The sequence below is a fragment of the Holdemania sp. 1001095H_141210_F2 genome, assembly GCF_015558105.1.
Taxonomy (GTDB): domain Bacteria; phylum Bacillota_I; class Bacilli_A; order Erysipelotrichales; family Erysipelotrichaceae; genus Holdemania.
Map to the genome: position 1 here is coordinate 36,715 of NZ_JADNPO010000003.1, position 16,571 is coordinate 53,285.

At 52.6% G+C, this 16,571-nt stretch carries 15 protein-coding genes; all 15 read left to right on the top strand.

Annotated features, from left to right (window positions below; translation table 11 throughout):
* Positions 1-154: 154 nt before the first annotated feature.
* Positions 155-1,378: an MFS transporter gene (locus I2G61_RS02710; protein ID WP_229100654.1), complete on the top strand. Its 1,224-nt coding sequence runs from the start codon at positions 155-157 to the stop codon at positions 1,376-1,378.
* 13 nt (positions 1,379-1,391) lie between these two features.
* Positions 1,392-2,621: an MFS transporter gene (locus I2G61_RS02715; RefSeq protein ID WP_072685677.1), complete on the top strand. Its 1,230-nt coding sequence runs from the start codon at positions 1,392-1,394 to the stop codon at positions 2,619-2,621.
* 75 nt (positions 2,622-2,696) lie between these two features.
* Positions 2,697-3,362: a uracil-DNA glycosylase gene (locus tag I2G61_RS02720; protein WP_195547872.1), complete on the top strand. Its 666-nt coding sequence runs from the start codon at positions 2,697-2,699 to the stop codon at positions 3,360-3,362.
* 1 nt (position 3,363) lies between these two features.
* Complete coding sequence (locus I2G61_RS02725; protein WP_195547873.1) at positions 3,364-4,593, top strand: folylpolyglutamate synthase/dihydrofolate synthase family protein; 1,230 nt, start codon at positions 3,364-3,366, stop codon at positions 4,591-4,593.
* On the top strand, positions 4,569-5,381 hold the full coding sequence (locus I2G61_RS02730) for a hypothetical protein (RefSeq protein WP_072685680.1): 813 nt from the start codon (positions 4,569-4,571) through the stop codon (positions 5,379-5,381). The genes I2G61_RS02725 and I2G61_RS02730 overlap by 25 nt, the downstream gene beginning before the upstream one ends.
* Positions 5,382-5,790: 409 nt before the next feature.
* A complete protein-coding gene (locus I2G61_RS02735) occupies positions 5,791-6,924 on the top strand; it encodes a glucose-1-phosphate adenylyltransferase (protein WP_072685681.1) in 1,134 nt (377 codons plus the stop codon).
* A gap of 13 nt (positions 6,925-6,937) precedes the next feature.
* The gene (gene glgD, locus I2G61_RS02740) at positions 6,938-8,053 is read left to right on the top strand and encodes a glucose-1-phosphate adenylyltransferase subunit GlgD (protein ID WP_072685682.1); all 1,116 of its coding nucleotides are present in this window, start codon (positions 6,938-6,940) and stop codon (positions 8,051-8,053) included.
* Positions 8,054-8,065: 12 nt separating this feature from the next.
* On the top strand, positions 8,066-9,502 hold the full coding sequence (gene glgA, locus I2G61_RS02745; protein WP_072685683.1) for a glycogen synthase GlgA: 1,437 nt from the start codon (positions 8,066-8,068) through the stop codon (positions 9,500-9,502).
* A gap of 221 nt (positions 9,503-9,723) precedes the next feature.
* The gene (gene pgk, locus I2G61_RS02750) at positions 9,724-10,920 is read left to right on the top strand and encodes a phosphoglycerate kinase (protein ID WP_072685684.1); all 1,197 of its coding nucleotides are present in this window, start codon (positions 9,724-9,726) and stop codon (positions 10,918-10,920) included.
* Between the two features lie 4 nt (positions 10,921-10,924).
* Positions 10,925-11,668, top strand: coding sequence for a triose-phosphate isomerase (gene tpiA / locus I2G61_RS02755; RefSeq protein WP_072685685.1), 744 nt, complete (start codon positions 10,925-10,927; stop codon positions 11,666-11,668).
* Between the two features lie 62 nt (positions 11,669-11,730).
* Positions 11,731-11,919, top strand: coding sequence for a hypothetical protein (locus I2G61_RS02760; RefSeq protein WP_039863675.1), 189 nt, complete (start codon positions 11,731-11,733; stop codon positions 11,917-11,919).
* Between the two features lie 70 nt (positions 11,920-11,989).
* Entirely contained in the window at positions 11,990-13,288 is a 1,299-nt protein-coding gene (eno, locus tag I2G61_RS02765; protein WP_072685686.1) for a phosphopyruvate hydratase, read from the top strand.
* Between the two features lie 237 nt (positions 13,289-13,525).
* A complete protein-coding gene (gene secG, locus I2G61_RS02770; RefSeq protein ID WP_006057619.1) occupies positions 13,526-13,750 on the top strand; it encodes a preprotein translocase subunit SecG in 225 nt (74 codons plus the stop codon).
* Positions 13,751-13,805: 55 nt separating this feature from the next.
* Positions 13,806-16,058, top strand: coding sequence for a ribonuclease R (rnr, locus tag I2G61_RS02775; RefSeq protein WP_072685687.1), 2,253 nt, complete (start codon positions 13,806-13,808; stop codon positions 16,056-16,058).
* Between the two features lie 12 nt (positions 16,059-16,070).
* Positions 16,071-16,526 carry an SsrA-binding protein SmpB gene (smpB, locus tag I2G61_RS02780; protein ID WP_072685688.1) on the top strand — a complete coding sequence of 152 codons (456 nt, stop codon included), beginning with the start codon at positions 16,071-16,073 and terminating at the stop codon, positions 16,524-16,526.
* Positions 16,527-16,571 lie beyond the last annotated feature (45 nt).

Genomic DNA, 16,571 nt, shown 5'->3' on the forward strand with positions numbered 1-16,571 from the left:
TGCCTAAGATAATTCAAAGAGAACCGGAAAAGACGGCCTTGCCTAAAAGGATTCATTTCCGGTTTTTTTATTCATTTTCCGGATTGACAACGTGAATGGTTGTGCTATGATACTCAAGACCAAAAAGGAAATCATTTTCCAGGGGGATTGTTTTATGAAAGCGCTGAGCTCCAACGAACGTCTGTTAATCCTGATCAACTGTTTTTTCAACCTCGCCAACGCGATGTCGGCGGTCTTCATGAATGTTTATCTGTATGCTTATACCGGATCGCTGGTGGTGATGTCGATCTACACGATCGTGCGCATCGGCCTGTATCCGTTCTTCTTTACCATTGGCGGCAAGTGGGCGCAGAAGCACCGCTTCTCGCAGACGCTGACGGCCGGATTGATCCTCATCATGTTCAGCCTGTTGTTTGTGCTGGGCGCCAGCGATGCGTTTGAACGCATTCCGCAGCTGGTGTACGTCGTGGCGGCGTTAGTCGGCATGGGCGAAGGACTGTACTGGCTGAGCATCAACAGCCTGAACCAGATTGTTTCAACGGCGAAAACCCGCTCGCTGTTTATCTCCGACATTGGCATTTTCAACAACCTGTCGGCGATCATCGCGCCGTTGATCTCGACTTTTATTATTGAACTGGCCGGTACAGATACGGCGGGGTATGTCGAAATCTTCAAGATTGTCTTAGTGATCTACGGTCTGATCGCGCTGCTTTCCACACGCGTCAGCGCCCGCAGCGCCAGCCACAGCTTCTCCGTGCTCCGGCGCATGCGGCTGGACGATCCGCAGTGGCGTTACTGCATGATCTCAACGTTTCTTTATGGGATGCGTGATTCGCTGATCTTAACGCTGGCCGGTTTGTTAGTGTATAACGCGACCAACGGCAGCGGCAGCGCTTATGGCAAGCTGCTGGCGGTCTTCGCAGTGCTGACAATTCTGGCCTACGCCTGGGTATCGCGGACGATGCGCCGCAGCAACCGGATGCGCTATTATCAGATCGGTTCGCTGTTAATCGCATCCAGCACGATTGTGCTGGTGCTCTGGCCGTCGCTGGCGGGAGCCATCTATTACGGGGTCGTCAACGCGATCGCCACGCCGATGTATGCCAATCCGTATACGATCATCATGATGAATGCGATCCAGGACTACGCTGCGCAGGAAAATATCGTCGGCCGCGTGATCGCCAAGGAAGCCTATCTGTCGATCGGCCGCTGCCTGGGGATGGTGCTGATCGTGCTGTGTTCCCTCCTGTTGCCGGAAACGCTGTATCTGCCGACAGCGGTTGTGATGTGTTCGCTGTTCCCGGTCATTCTGACGCTCTATGCGACGGTTTATCATCGTGAACGCGACCGGCAGAAGCAGCTGGGTCTTGTAAAGTAGGGGTTGGTAAAGCATGCGTAAGCAGAAATTCACGCGTGATGAAACGACGACGATCCTCATCGCCTGTCTGTTCAATCTGGCCAACGCGATGTCGGCGGTGTTCATGAACGTCTATTTGTACGCCTATACCGGCTCGCTGGTTGTCATGTCGATCTACACGATCGTGCGGATCGGCTTGTTTCCCTTTTTCTTCACCCTCGGCGGCAAGTGGGCGCAGAAACACAGCTTTGCCGGACCGTTGACCACGGGGCTGGTCTTCATCATGCTCAGCCTGTTGTTCGTGCTGGGGGCGCAGGATCAGTTTGCCGTGCATCCGCAGCTGGTCTACGGCGTGGCGGCGCTGACAGGAATCGGGGAAGGCTTGTTCTGGCTAAGCCTGAACAGTTTGAATCAGATCGTGTCTTCGCCCCAGTCCCGCTCCCGCTTTCTTTCCAGCGTCGGCATCTGCAACAACATCGCCGCGATTGCCGCGCCGCTGATCTCGACGATGATCATCGACATGGCGGCTTCGGATACCGCAGGCTATGTGGAAATCTTCAAGATCGTCTTAGTGATATACGCCGGGATCGCGTTGATCTCGCTGCGCGTCAAGGCCCGCAGCGCGCCGCAGCCGTTCTCCGTGCTGAAACGGATGAAGCTGGACGATCCGCAATGGCGCTACTGCATGATCACGACGTTCTTCTACGGCATGCACAACTCACTGTCGCTGACATTGGCCGGATTGCTGGTGTATAACGCAACCCAGGGCAGCGGCAGTACGTATGGCAAACTGCTGGCGTTCTTCGCCCTGATCTCGATTATCGCGTTCGCATTGGTTTCGCGCGCCATGCACCGCCGCAACCGCATGAGGTTCTACCGGATCGGCGCCGTACTGATCGCTTCCAGCGCCGTCGTGCTGGTGCTCTGGCCGACACTGGGCGGGGCCGTCTATTACGGCGTGGTCAACGCGCTGTCGACGCCGATGTACGCCAATCCGTATCAGATCATCGTGATGAACGCGATCGCCGATTACGCCGCGCAGGAAAATATCGTCGGCCGGGTGATCGTGCGGGAAACCTACCAGTCGATCGGCCGCTGTCTGGGCATGGCGGCGATTGTGCTGTGCTCCTGGATTTTCCCGGAAACACTCTATTTGCCCGTCGCCGTGATCTTCTGTTCCCTCTTTCCGATCGCGATGGCTGTTTACGCGACGATCTATCATCACCGGCGCGATCAGCTCAAAGCGCAGGGATTGGTGAAATAGGACGAACAGTGCTATAATGAAACCGGAAAAAATCCGGTTTTTATTTTTGTCAAGAAGACCCTAAGGAGGAGCACAATGTTTCAGAATGAATGGACCCCGTTTTTGAAAGAGGAATTTCAAAAGCCTTATTTCCAGCAGTTATCCGCTTTTCTGCGCCAGCAGTATGCGACGACGAAGGTGTATCCGCCTCGTCTGCAGGTGTTCTCGGCGTTTGAATTTACCAACTATTCCGACGTGAAGGTCGTCATCCTGGGGCAGGATCCTTATCATCAGCCCAATCAGGCGCATGGAATGTGTTTCTCAGTGCGTAAGGGCGTCAAGGTACCGCCAAGTCTCGTTAATATTTATAAGGAACTGCATGACGATCTGGGCTGTACGATTCCCCATCACGGCTATCTGATGAAATGGGCTCAGCAGGGCGTGTTTCTGATGAACACCGTGCTGACGGTCGAAGATTCCAAACCACTGTCCCACCGCGGCAGGGGGTGGGAAGAATTCACCGACGAGGTCATGCGCAAGCTGAACGACCATCCTGATCCGCTGGTCTTTATCCTGTGGGGCCGCAACGCGCAGGACAAGGGCCGCTGGATCACCAATCCGAAGCATTTGATCCTGAAATCGCCGCATCCTTCGCCGTTATCGGCCAACTACGGCTTTTTCGGCACGCATCCGTTCTCCAAGGCCAATCAATTTCTGATCGATCAGGGCCGCGCGCCGATCGACTGGCAGATTGAGGATTAAGATGACGACAATTCAGGAGGCCGTCGATTGGATTACAGCCCGGCATAATTTTCACCATGGCTTCGATCACTTCCAGCGGTTTATGGCCAGCCAGGGCGATCCGCAGGACCAGTTGCGTACGATACATGTCGCCGGCACCAACGGCAAGGGCAGCACCGTCAGCTATCTCGCCAGCGTCCTGCGCGAAGCCGGCTATACCGTCGGCACGTTCACCTCGCCGCATCTGGTCGCCCATCAGGACCGGATCCGGATTCAGGAGCGCTGGATCGACGACGCCACGTTTGTCCGCTATGTCGATACCTACCGGGATTTACTGGAACAATGGGATCTGGCGATGTTTGAGATCGATTTCTTTTTCGCCTGTCTGTGGTTTATCGAACAAAAGGTTGATTTCGCGGTGATCGAGGTGGGGCTGGGCGGTCTTCTGGATTCGACGAATACGCTGCGTCATCCTCTGTGCAGCGTGATTGTGTCAATCGGCCTGGATCACATGGAACGCCTAGGCAGCACGGAGGAAGCGATCGCCTTGCAGAAAGCAGGGATCATCAAACATAATGGGCTGGTCGTCAGCGGCGTGACGCAGCCGGAATGCCAGGCGGTGATCGAAACAGTCTGCGCAAAAAAGCAGGCGCGGCTGATTTCGGTTCCCGCCGTTACGGTTCAGCCGGGATCCGAGATTCACTTTACGATGGAAGATCAGACCTATACGCTGCATACCCGTGCTCAATATCAAGCCCGCAATGCGGCGGTGGCCCTGACGTGTCTGCGGACCTTGAAGCAGCAGGGAGAGCTGACCCTCAGTGAGGAAGCGCTGCGCGAAGGACTGCGGAAAGCAGAGTGGCCCGGCCGGTTTGAAGTTCTTCAGGAGCATCCGCTGACGATCATCGACGGGGCGCACAATGCACCGGGAATCGAAGCGCTGTGTGCGTCCGCACAAGCTCTGCCCCATCCGCGCGTCATCGTGTTTACCGCGCTGAAGGATAAGGAAACTGAGGTCATGGCCAAACAGCTGAAACAGATCAGCGACACTCTGATCATCACGCAATTCGACTATTTCCGCGCCCAGACGGGTGCGCAGCTGATGATCGAAGGCAGTGAATTGATCGAAGACTGGAAAACCGCGGTCCGCACAGCCCACGACAAGGCCGGGGCTGAGGGCACGGTAGTGATCACCGGTTCGTTGTATTTTATTTCCGAGGTTCGCGCGTGGCTGATGAACGCCGGTTTGTGAGAACCGCGCGGCGCTGGCAGCTTCTGTACTGGCTGGAAGTGATTTTATTCGCAGGCGTTCTGGTGGCGGATTTTGTAATCGAGAACAGGCTGGGCATCCGCAGTCACCGCGGCACCCTCGCCGGTGGTTTCTTGTTTGCGTTTGCGTGGTGGTTTGCGATCAAACCGACCCGGCAGCGGTTTGTGAATGTATGCCATCAGGCTGGCTTTCAGGCAGAGCTGACCCGGCAGTTTGCGAATGTGAGCGCGGCGGAGCCTTCCGCACTGGATATCGGCTGGGACAGACAGCTGGGGCTGAATCCTGCCCGCTATCGCTGCGAGTGGGATTGGGCGGTTCAGGGTGAAGCGCAGGGCATCCCCTTTCAAATCGGACGCTTTACGCTGCGGCGGGAAAGCGAGAAACAGCCGGTGATCAAAAACGGATTGTGGATTCAGCTGAAGCGCTGCGGAAACAGCGGGGATGGCTGGCGGCATCTGCGCGGCGGCTGCTGGTATCCCTGCGGGCAGTCTCTGCCTTCCTTTGCGGAAGTGTTAGAGCCAAAGGAAGGTCAGGTTCTGAGGGAGTCCGGCAAGCAGACGCTGCAGGACTGCGGGTTTGGCTTGGATGAGCTGTTAGTTCGCAAACAAAACGACCGTTTGATCCTTGCCGTGCGTGAAAAACACCCGGTCCATGCCGCGGCGATGACAGGAAAGTGGGATTTATCAAAAGACGCTGACGGGACACGCTGCGCAGCGCTGATCAAAGCCTCCGCAGAAATGATCTTAAATCAGGAAATGATGCAGAAATAACGGGATTTTGACCGTTATTTTATTTTTTATCAGTCTTAAATTGGAAGCGGTTACGGCACAGGTAATCATTTTAGTCAAAAATTGAATTGATTGGGAGTAAATTGATTTTCCGTGATGGAATGTGAAAAAATTAGAAATGCGGAAAAGTCGAATTGAAACCGGTTACTTTTTTAATAAATTTGAGCTGATGTCGTTTTTTAGCAAAATTTTCCGCGAAAATGGTTTAAAAAAACGGTGAAATTGCTTCTAAACCGGATTTTCCCTGCCGTTTCGCAAATAATTTTGATTATCAACTGAAAATGTACGTTTTTCAATTTTGAAGAACATGGAAATTATGATTTTTAATCTTTGAAAAACAGACAGGAACACGCTATAATAAAATCATAAAGAAACTATGGGGGCTAAAGGTATGAAACAAAATAATATGGTTGCCATGATTTTAGCGGGAGGACGCGGAAGCCGTCTTCTTGATCTTACAAAAAAAGTCGCTAAACCGGCAGTCTACTTCGGCGGAAAGTATCGTATTATCGACTTTCCTTTAAGCAACTGTGCCAACTCGGGAATTTCCGTTGTCGGCGTTTTAACGCAGTATGAATCCGTATTGCTGAACTCTTACGTCGCACGGGATCACCATTGGGGACTGGACGCGCGCGACAGCGGCGTCTTCGTTCTGCCGCCGCGGGAAAAGGATAAGACCGGCTTGGGCTTATATCGCGGCACGGCAGATGCGATCACGCAGAACATCGACTTTCTGGATCAGATGGAAGCGGAATACGTGCTGATTCTGTCCGGCGACCACATCTACAAGATGGACTATGCCAAGATGCTGGCGCACCACAAAGCCAACAACGCCGACGCGACGATCGCCGTGCTGGCCGTTCCGTTAAAGGAAGCGAGCCGTTTCGGCATCATGAATACGGATGAAACCGACCGGATTATTGAATTTGAGGAAAAACCGGCGAAGCCGAAGAGCAATCTGGCTTCGATGGGCATCTATATTTTCAACTACAAGACGCTGCGCAAGTATCTGACCGCCGATGAAAAGGATCCGAATTCCAGCCATGACTTCGGCAAGGATATCATCCCGGCCTTCTTGCGCGACAACAAGATTCTGACCGCTTACCGCTTCAAGGGCTATTGGAAAGACGTCGGAACGATCGACAGCTTGTGGGAAGCCAACATGGACCTGCTGAATCCGGACAACGAACTGGATCTGGGCGATTCCCAATGGAAAATTTATACCGAGGACGTACCGACGCCGCCGCAGTTTATCGGCGAGGAAGCGGTTGTTGAAAACTGCTATATCAATCAGGGCTGCATCGTCAACGGCAGCGTGAAAAACTCCGTCCTGTTCACCAACGTCGAAATCGGCAGCGGCGCGCAGGTTATCGACTCTGTCATCATGCCGAACGCCGTGATCGGCGAGGGCGCGAAGGTAACCCGCTGCATCGTCGCGGACAATGTGGAAATCAGTCCGGGCGCTGTCGTGGGACACAAGGACAGCGAGCATATCGAACTGATCGCAAAAAAGAGAGTGAAATAAGGGGGACGGAAGTATGTGTGACGCATTAGGAATTATTAACTTTGAAGACGCCTGTGTCGATATCACAGGTCTGATGGATTACCGCCCGGCCTCTGCGATCTCCTTTCTGGGTCGTTACCGTTTGATCGACTTCATGCTTTCCAACATGACCAATTCCGGAATTTCCCAAATCGAAGTGTTCATCAAGGACAAACCGCGTTCCCTGATCGAGCATCTGGGCAACGGCCGGCAATACAACATCAACTCCAAGCGCGGGCGTCTGAGCATCCTGTATGGTGAAAACCGGATTATGTCGGATGTTTATAACCACGACATCGCCAACTTTATGGACAATATTCAGTATATTGAAGAAGTGAATAAACCGTATGTCATCATCGCGCCGAGCTATATGATTTATCAGATCGATTTCAACGAAGTTCTCAAATATCATGCGGAGAAGAATTCCGACGTTACCGTCATCTACAAATCGACGGATAACGCGAAGGAAGAATTCATCGGCTGCGATACGTTGTCGATGGACAAGGACAAGCGGATCGTGACGTTTGAGAAGAACCGCGGCAAATACAAGACCCGCAACGTATCGCTGGAAGCGTATGTTATGACCAAGAAGCTGTTTTTGGAATTGGTCCGCAAAGCAGCCAATACCAGCTCGCTGTATTGGTTCAAGGATATCCTGGCTGACAGCTGCGAGGATCTGCGGATCAACGGCTATGCGTTTAAGGGCACCGTTTACTGCATCAACAGCCTGCGCAGCTACTTCAAGGCGAATATCGAACTGCGCACGCACGCTAAAGCGCGTGAGTTGTTTAAAGAAGACTGGCCGATTCACACCCGCACTAACGATTCTGCGCCGTCGCAATACATGCCGGAGGCGAAAATCCGCGGCTGCTCGATTGCCAACGGGTGTCATATCGAAGGAAACGTTGAAAACTGCGTCATCGGGCGAAACGTCATTATCAAGAGCGGCGCGGTCGTTAAAAACAGCGTCATCCTGCCGGGAGCCTATATTGGCGAGGGCGCGAAGCTGGATCATGTCATCGTCGATAAGGCGGCGATCGTCAACCATATTAAAAAGTTAGTGGGGACCGATGATTCCCCGATCTATGTTAAACGCAGAGATCGGATTTAAAGGAGGGGTCTTATGAAATCAGTATTGTTTGTCGCGGCGGAAGGTTTGCCGTATATCAAGACCGGCGGACTGGCGGACGTGATCGGCTCGCTGCCGAAGATCTTAAACGAAAAGGGCATGGATGCCCGCGTCGTACTGCCGCTGTATAAACGAATTGCTGAAAAATACCGCGGCGAGTTCACGAAGCTGAAAACGATTCCGATTCATATCGGCGTCATCGACACGGTTGCGACGATTTACCAGTCGCAGTGGGAAAGCGTTACCTATTATTTCATCGAGCATGCCGGCTATTTTGAAAGAGACGGATTATATGGGTATCCGGACGATGGCGAACGTTTCGCCTTCTATCAGAAAGCAGTGCTGGAAATGCTGTGGGCGATTGATTTCTTCCCGGATATCATGCACTGCCACGACTGGCATACCGGCATGATCGCGGCGATGTGCCACATTCAGTATCCGGATGATCAGCGTTATCAGCAGATCAAACATATGTATACGATTCATAACCTGGCGTTCCAGGGCAATTTCCCAGCCGATGTGCTGACGGACTGTCTGGGAATCGACCGGCGGTATTTCGACGACGGCTCGATGCGTTTCCACAACGGCATCAGCTTCATGAAGACCGGCATTATTTTCTCGGATAAGATTACGACGGTTTCACCGTCTTATTCCCAGGAAATTCTGACGGCGCAGTATGGCGAACAGATGGACGAAGTGCTGCGTTTCAGACAGAGCGATCTGTACGGCATCGTCAACGGCATCGACACCAAGATGTGGGATCCGATGACCGACCCGGCGCTGCCGGCGCATTACAATGCGGAAACCGTATTGGAAGGCAAGCGGGCGAACAAAGCCGCTGTTCAGAAAGAGCTGGGGCTGCGGGTGGCGGACGATGTGATGATGATCGGTATCGTTTCGCGACTGACCTGGCAGAAGGGCGTCTATCTGATCATTGAAAAAATGGCGGATATCATGGGCCTGGACGTTCAGTTTGTTGTTTTGGGCACCGGTGAAACGCACATCGAAAACCAGTTTAAGATGATGGAAGACAAGTATCGCCGCCGTGCCGTGTATTACTGCGGTTACAACGACGAACTGGCGCATCGGATTTATGCCGGCTGCGACCTGTTCTTAATGCCGTCGTTATTTGAACCATGCGGAATCGGACAACTGATCGCGATGCACTACGGTTCGCTGCCGTTAGTTCGGGAAACCGGCGGTCTGCGCGATACGGTTCATCCGTACAACCAGTACACCAAGGAAGGCAACGGGTTCAGCTTTACGGCATTTAACAGCCATGACATGCTTTACACGCTGCGCTGCGCGGCTGATGCTTACTACCTCAACCGGGCGGATTGGGATCAGCTGGTCCAGCAGGCAATGGGCACCGACGTGAGCTGGAATCTGTCGGCGGATCAATATACCAAGCTTTACAACGAGATGGAATAAGGAGCGGAAACGCTCCTTTCCTTTTGAGCTGTCCGCGTCGTCAGGGAGGTGGGGGGAACGCTGGAGAAAACGGCTTGGCGAAGGCAAAAAACAACAATCCGGCAGGGTTGTCAAAAGAAAGCGCTATCACCTTGATAAGATGATCACAAGCGGCTTTTTCCTAGTTTACTTCACTTCTTTCGGGTGTTATAATTTGAAATGTAAAAGGAGGAATTCTTAACATGGCAAAACAAACTGTTCGTGACCTTGATGTTAAAGGAAAACGCGTCCTGGTTCGCGTCGACTTTAACGTACCTATCAAAGATGGAAAAATTACCAATGATAACCGGATCGTATCCGCTCTGCCGACGATTAACTATCTGACGGAGCATGGCGCAAAGGTTATCCTGATGTCGCATCTGGGCAAGATCGATCATAAAGATCCTGAAAAGTGCGAAGCAGGCAAGAAAAAGAACAACATGGCTCCGGTTGCCGCACGGCTGCAGGAGCTGGTTTCCGGCAAAGTGACCTTCGTTCCGGTAACCCGCGGCGAAGAACTGGAAAATGCGATCGCGGCGATGAACGAAGGCGATATCGTCCTGATGCAGAACACCCGTTATGAAAAGGGCGAATCCAAGAATGATCCGGATCTGGCTGCGTATTGGGCAGGCTTAGGCGATCTGTTCGTTTCCGATGCGTTCGGCTCGGTTCACAGAGCGCATGCTTCCACCGTCGGCATTGCGACGCATCTGCCAAGCGCCTGCGGCTTCCTGGTTCAGAAAGAAATCGAGAACCTGAGCGCGGCGATCGACAATCCGAAGCGTCCGTTAGTCGCTATCTTAGGCGGTGCGAAAGTTTCCGATAAGATCGCTGTCATTGAAAACCTGCTGAACATCGCGGACAAGGTCATTGTCGGCGGCGGCATGGCGTACACCTTCTTAAAAGCTCAGGGGAAAGAAATCGGTACATCCCTGTTAGAAGAAGACCGGATCGAAATGGCGAAGGAATTTCTGGCTAAGGGCGGCGACAAGCTGATCCTGCCGGTCGACTCTGTCGTTGCCAACGCGTTTGAAAACGCAACGGAAGTCAAGACGGTCAGCAATGACGAAATTCCAGCGGGCTTTATGGGCCTGGATATCGGACCGAAGTCTGTCGAGCTGTTCAAGAAAGAACTGCAGGGCGCCAAGACGGTCGTCTGGAACGGACCGATGGGCGTCTTCGAGAACCCGGCTTACGCCAACGGCACGATCGAAGTCTGCAAGGCAATCTCCGAGCTGCCTGACGCGATGACGGTGATCGGCGGCGGCGATTCCGCGGCAGCGGCGATCCAGCTGGGCTTCAAAGACAAATTCACGCACATTTCCACCGGCGGCGGCGCTTCCCTGGAATACATGGAAGGCAAGGAACTGCCGGGCATCGCAATCATTCAGGAGAAATAAATCAATGAGAAAACCAATTATTGTCGGAAACTGGAAAATGAATAAGACCTGCGCGGAAGCGGTCAGCTTCATCAATGAAATTGAACCGAAGCTGCACGACGGCGCAGATTACGGCATCGCAGCTCCGTTCACAGCGCTGAAGGACTGCGTCAACACGGCGAAGGGTCTGATCGTCGCGGCGGAAAACTGCCACTTTGAAGACAACGGCGCGTTCACTGGTGAAGTCAGCGTTCCGATGCTGGAAGAAATCGGTGTTAAATGGTGCATCATCGGCCATTCCGAACGCCGTCAGATGTTCAATGAAACAGACGAAACGGTCAACAAAAAGGCCAAGCGTTTAATCGAAGCGGGGATCACGCCGATCCTGTGCATCGGTGAAACTGAAGCTCAGTTTGACGCCGGTCAGACTGAAGAAGTCATCCGCGCGCAGCTGAAGGGCGGCCTGGAAGGGCTGTGCCCGAAGTGCGTCGCCAAGATGGTTCTTGCATATGAACCGATCTGGGCGATCGGCACCGGCAAGAGCGCAACCAAGGAAATCGCGCAGAACTGCTGCCACATCGTCCGTGACCAGGTTCGCGTGATGTTTGGCGATGAAGCGGCGGAAGGCGTCCGCATCCAGTACGGCGGATCGGTCAAGCCAAACAATATTAAGGAATACATGGCCATGGAAGATATCGACGGCGCTCTGATCGGCGGAGCTTCGTTGAAAACGGATTCCTTTGAAGAAATTATCAACGCGACAAAATAAGGTAAAATGACAAAATTCCCATCGATCCTCTGTCTATAATGAAGCCAAAAGGAGGCGTCGTTATGAAAAAGAGGATCGGCGGGATTCTGATTGTTTCCGGCGCCATCTTGTTGCTGAATCCGACTCTGGACGTCCAACAGCTGATGGCCGGTATGGAAACGATGCTGGTCAGCTACTGGCCGGTATTGCTGATCGTTCTGGGGCTGGCGCTGCAGAACGACGGCAGAAAAACAAAGAAAACACACCGTTAGCATTTGACTTTTCCCCAAATGAAAAGGGAAAAGGAAAATAGAACAGGTAATCACAAGGAGGAAATTGAAGATGCCTAGTATTATTGATGTTTACGCACGCGAAGTCCTGGACTCCCGCGGCAACCCAACTGTTGAAGTCGAAGTGACGACAGAATCCGGCGCTTTCGGACGCGCGATCGTTCCATCCGGCGCATCCACAGGCGAAAGAGAAGCACTGGAACTGCGTGATGGCGATAAGAGCCGTTTCATGGGCAAGGGCGTAACGAAGGCGGTTGCCAACGTTAACGATATCATTGCCGACGCTGTCTTAGGCATGGACGTTACCGATCAGAACGCGATCGACAAAGTCATGATCGAACTGGACGGCACCAACGATAAGTCCAAACTGGGCGCGAACGCGATCCTGGGCGTTTCCATGGCTTGCGCACGGGCCGCTGCAGATTACTATGATATGCCGCTGTACAAGTATTTCGGCGGATTCAACGGCAAGACGCTGCCAGTTCCGATGATGAACGTCTTAAACGGCGGCAGCCATGCGGATTCCACGGTTGATTTCCAGGAATTCATGATCATGCCGGTCGGCGCAACTTCCCTGAAGGAAGCTGTCAGAATGGGCGCTGAAACATTCCACAACCTGCGCAAAGTCTTAAAGGGCAAAGGCTACAACACCAACGTCGGTGATGAAGGCGGCTTCGCTCCTTCCTGCGTTGAAGGCAATGAAGAACCGCTGAAGCTGATCGTTGAAGCGATCAAGGCTGCGGGCTATGTTCCGGGCAAGGATATCTGCATCGCCATGGACGTTGCGGCTTCTGAATTCTACAATGAAGAAACCGGCAACTACGATCTGGAAAAATCCGGACAGGGCACAAAGACCACGGATGAAATGATCGCCATGTATGAAGAATGGGTTGAAAAGTACCCGATTGTTTCGATCGAAGACGGCTTAGGCGAAAGAGACTGGGACGGCTGGAAGAAACTGACAGACAAGCTGGGAAGCAAGATTCAGCTGGTCGGCGACGATCTGTTCGTTACGAACCCGGCAATCCTGAAGGAAGGCATTGAAAAGGGCATCGCCAACTCGATCCTGATCAAGGTCAACCAGATCGGTTCGCTGACAGAAACCTTCGACGCTATCGAAATGGCGAAGAAGGCGGGCTATACCTGCGTCGTTTCCCACCGTTCCGGTGAAACAGAAGATACGACCATCGCGGATATCGCCGTCGGTCTGAATGCAGGCCAGATCAAGACCGGTTCGATGAGCCGTACTGACCGTATCGCGAAGTACAATCAGCTGATCCGGATCGAAGACGAACTGGGCCCAATCGCTGAATACCAGGGCATGAACTGCTTCTACAACGTTAAGAAATAAGCAGAATACATCTTCATTTGAAAAGACAGTCTTTCACAGGCTGTCTTTTTTCACAAAAAAGGAATGTCAACAGAGAAAAGAAGTTAAGCCAGCGGATTAAATCTCTTGTTCCTGGTGAACAATAAGGAAGAAGCGCAGGGAATTCCCGCTTTCCTCCTGAAATTCAGCGGAACTGTTTGCAATTTGACTACGCCTTTGTTATAATAGAAAAGCGATAAATCTGAAAGGAGGATTAAGATGCTTGATATCTTATTGATGGTGGTGTCCGTGATTTTAATACTTCTTTCTCTGTTACAAAGTGGAAAATCAGACGGGATCAGCGGTGCTTTTACTGGGAGCGGCGGATTAAATCTGTTTGCCAATGTAAAAGAGAGAGGACCGGAGAAGATTATTTCCAATGCCACCTTGGTTGTCGGAATTTTGTTCTTCGTGCTGGTCATTGTGATTAGGGTACTGAACTAACGGCCGTCAACAGCGGCCTTTTTTCATATTATTAAAGGAAATTCGAGGTGAGGTTATGGAACAAATAGACATAAAACAACAAATTGAAACGATGATTGCCGACGAGCATTACCGACCGTTGAGTCTGGCTCAGCTGCAGGAAACGTTAGGCTTAGCAACAACAGAAGAATTCGTGGCGATGAATAAAGCGGTCAACGAACTGGCTGAACAATATGTGATCGTGTTCAGTCAGAAAGGCAATCTGATGCCGGCCAGAATGGGCGGTTACTATCAGGGAGCGTTATCCGTAAACCGCAAAGGTTTCGGCTTTCTGGATTTGGAAGGAGAGAACAGCATCCACATCACGGAAGCCAATCTGCATGGGGCGATGAACGGCGATGTGGCAATCGTCAAGAAACTGCCGTCTTTCTACGGCAGCGACGAGGGCGAGGTCATCCGCGTTCTGCAGCACAAAACAAACACGCTGGTCGGGACGTTTTTCTCTTCGCCAGGCAAGGGTCTGCAGCTGCGGCTGGACGACGAGCGGATTAAAGCCCGGCTGATCGTCAAAAACTGGCAGGCCTTTAAAATGGTCAGCGGCACGAAGGTGTTATTGAAGGTCTTGCGCTACGGTGATCCGATGGAGCTGGAAATTGTCCAGCTGTTAGGCCATATCGACGATCCGGGCGTGGATATTTTGTCGGTGCTGCTGGAATACGATATCGACCCGCAGTTCCCACAGGAAGTCATGGAACAGGCGCAGCGGACGCCATCGCGCGTATCGCCGAAAGAAAAAGAAGGCCGCCGCGACTGCACTGGGAAAATGATTATCACGATTGACGGCGAGGATTCCAAGGATCTGGACGACGCGGTCTGCGTTGAGAAGATCGCCGGCGGATACCGGCTGGGCGTTCATATTGCGGACGTTTCCCACTATGTTCCAGAGAACAGTCCGCTTGATCAGGAAGCGCTCAAACGCGGCACGTCCACCTATGTCGTCGACCGTGTGGTACCGATGCTTCCGCACCTGTTATCCAACGGCATCTGTTCCTTGAATCCGAAAGTGCTGCGGTTAACGCTGTCGTGTGAAATGGAGATCAGCGAAGCTGGGGAAATCCTCAATTATGAGATCTTTCCATCCTATATTAAGACAACGGAGCGGATGACCTATACCGCGGTGAACGCAATTCTGGAAGGCGAGGAAGAAGCCTGCCGGAAATACAAAAAGCTGACGGAGATGATCGGTTTGATGCGGGATTGTTCCCGGGCGATCCGCAAGCGCCGTCATGAGGCCGGAGCGATCGACTTTGAAACGCCGGAAGCGAAAATCATTTTAAACGAACAAAATAAAATTCAGGAAATTCAGGTGCGCGAGCGCAAGGAAGCGGAAATGATCATTGAGGATTTCATGGTCACGGCTAACGAATGCGTGGCCCGGCACATGAAATGGCTTGAGATTCCGGCCTTGTACCGGGTGCATGAAGCGCCGGAGCCGAAGAAGCTGCGGGATTTTGCGAAGATTGTCCTGTTGATGGGCAAGCGCTTTAAAGGCAGCGTTGAACAAATCCGTCCGCTGCAGCTGCAGCAGCTTTTGGATTCGTTCAAAGACGATCCGGCCTATCCGGTCATCTCGACGATGATGCTGCGAAGCATGCAGAAGGCAAAATATGATCCGCGCTGTCTGGGCCATTTCGGACTGGCGCTGGAAGAATACACCCACTTCACCTCGCCGATCCGTCGGTATCCGGATTTGATCGTTCACCGGATGCTTCACAAATACGGTTTCGGAACTGCATTGGATCAGGAGATGATGAAGCAGGACGAACTCAAAATGGAGGAATACGGCAAGCTGACCTCTGAGCGGGAACGGGCCGCGATCGAGGCGGAACGCGAAGTCGAAGACATGAAGAAAGCCGAATACATGGAGGATCAGATCGGCAAGATTGCCGAAGGCGTTATCAGCGGCGTTACGAAGTTCGGTTTCTTTGTCGAACTGGAAAACACCGTCGAAGGTCTGGTCCACGTGCAGAAGCTGACGGACGATTACTATCATTACGATCCGGATACGCTGAGCCTGAAGGGCGAGCGGACAAAGAAGATATACCGGCTGGGGCAGCGTGTCAAGATTAAAGTGACCGGCGCCAGTAAGCTCCATCAGGAGATCGACTTCGATCTCGTCCGGCCGCGCAAGGAAAAACGCGAGCCTATTCCCGCAGCGAAGAAAAAAGCCGGTCCCCGCAAGGAACCGAGCCGGCCTGCGGAACCGGCTCCGGTCAAAAGCAAACGTCGGCGCACCCGCCGGCGGAAACCGAAACCCACCCAAGCATAAGGAGGAATCACGATGAGCGGTGAAAAAATCATTGCCGTCAACCGCAAGGCGTCCCATGACTATTCGTTGGAGGAACGCTTTGAAGCCGGACTGGTCCTGACTGGAACTGAAATTAAATCGATCCGTCAGGGCAAGGCGCAGTTTAAGGATGCCTACGTCAGCTTCATCAGCGGTGAAGCCTGGATCAAGGAGATGCACATCGCGGCCTATGATCATGGCAACCAGTTCAATCATGACGAAACCCGCCAACGGAAGCTGCTGCTGCACAAGCTGGAGATCGTCAAGCTCCAGCAGAAGGTCAAGCTGAAGGGCTATACTGTCGTCCCGGTGAAGCTGTATTTAAAAAACGGCCGAGCCAAGATGGAGATCGCGCTGGCTAAGGGGAAAGCGTTGTACGACAAGCGTGAGGACGCGAAGCTGAAGGACGCGAAGCGGGAGATGGAGAAAGCGATGAAAGCACGGTGGTAAGCCGTGTTTTTTTGTTCTGCAATGGAAGTAGAAAAGCCTTTATTT

What these genes read in the sequence shown, in the direction of transcription:
- I2G61_RS02720 (WP_195547872.1), top strand. Translation starts at nt 2,697, where the DNA reads ATGTTTCAGAATGAATGGACCCCGTTTTTGAAAGAGGAATTTCAAAAG.
- glgD (WP_072685682.1), top strand. Translation starts at nt 6,938, where the DNA reads ATGTGTGACGCATTAGGAATTATTAACTTTGAAGACGCCTGTGTCGAT.
- smpB (WP_072685688.1), top strand. Translation starts at nt 16,071, where the DNA reads ATGAGCGGTGAAAAAATCATTGCCGTCAACCGCAAGGCGTCCCATGAC.
- secG (WP_006057619.1), top strand. Translation starts at nt 13,526, where the DNA reads ATGCTTGATATCTTATTGATGGTGGTGTCCGTGATTTTAATACTTCTT.
- tpiA (WP_072685685.1), top strand. Translation starts at nt 10,925, where the DNA reads ATGAGAAAACCAATTATTGTCGGAAACTGGAAAATGAATAAGACCTGC.
- I2G61_RS02725 (WP_195547873.1), top strand. Translation starts at nt 3,364, where the DNA reads ATGACGACAATTCAGGAGGCCGTCGATTGGATTACAGCCCGGCATAAT.
- I2G61_RS02710 (WP_229100654.1), top strand. Translation starts at nt 155, where the DNA reads ATGAAAGCGCTGAGCTCCAACGAACGTCTGTTAATCCTGATCAACTGT.
- pgk (WP_072685684.1), top strand. Translation starts at nt 9,724, where the DNA reads ATGGCAAAACAAACTGTTCGTGACCTTGATGTTAAAGGAAAACGCGTC.
- I2G61_RS02715 (WP_072685677.1), top strand. Translation starts at nt 1,392, where the DNA reads ATGCGTAAGCAGAAATTCACGCGTGATGAAACGACGACGATCCTCATC.
- I2G61_RS02735 (WP_072685681.1), top strand. Translation starts at nt 5,791, where the DNA reads ATGAAACAAAATAATATGGTTGCCATGATTTTAGCGGGAGGACGCGGA.
- I2G61_RS02760 (WP_039863675.1), top strand. Translation starts at nt 11,731, where the DNA reads ATGAAAAAGAGGATCGGCGGGATTCTGATTGTTTCCGGCGCCATCTTG.
- eno (WP_072685686.1), top strand. Translation starts at nt 11,990, where the DNA reads ATGCCTAGTATTATTGATGTTTACGCACGCGAAGTCCTGGACTCCCGC.
- glgA (WP_072685683.1), top strand. Translation starts at nt 8,066, where the DNA reads ATGAAATCAGTATTGTTTGTCGCGGCGGAAGGTTTGCCGTATATCAAG.
- rnr (WP_072685687.1), top strand. Translation starts at nt 13,806, where the DNA reads ATGGAACAAATAGACATAAAACAACAAATTGAAACGATGATTGCCGAC.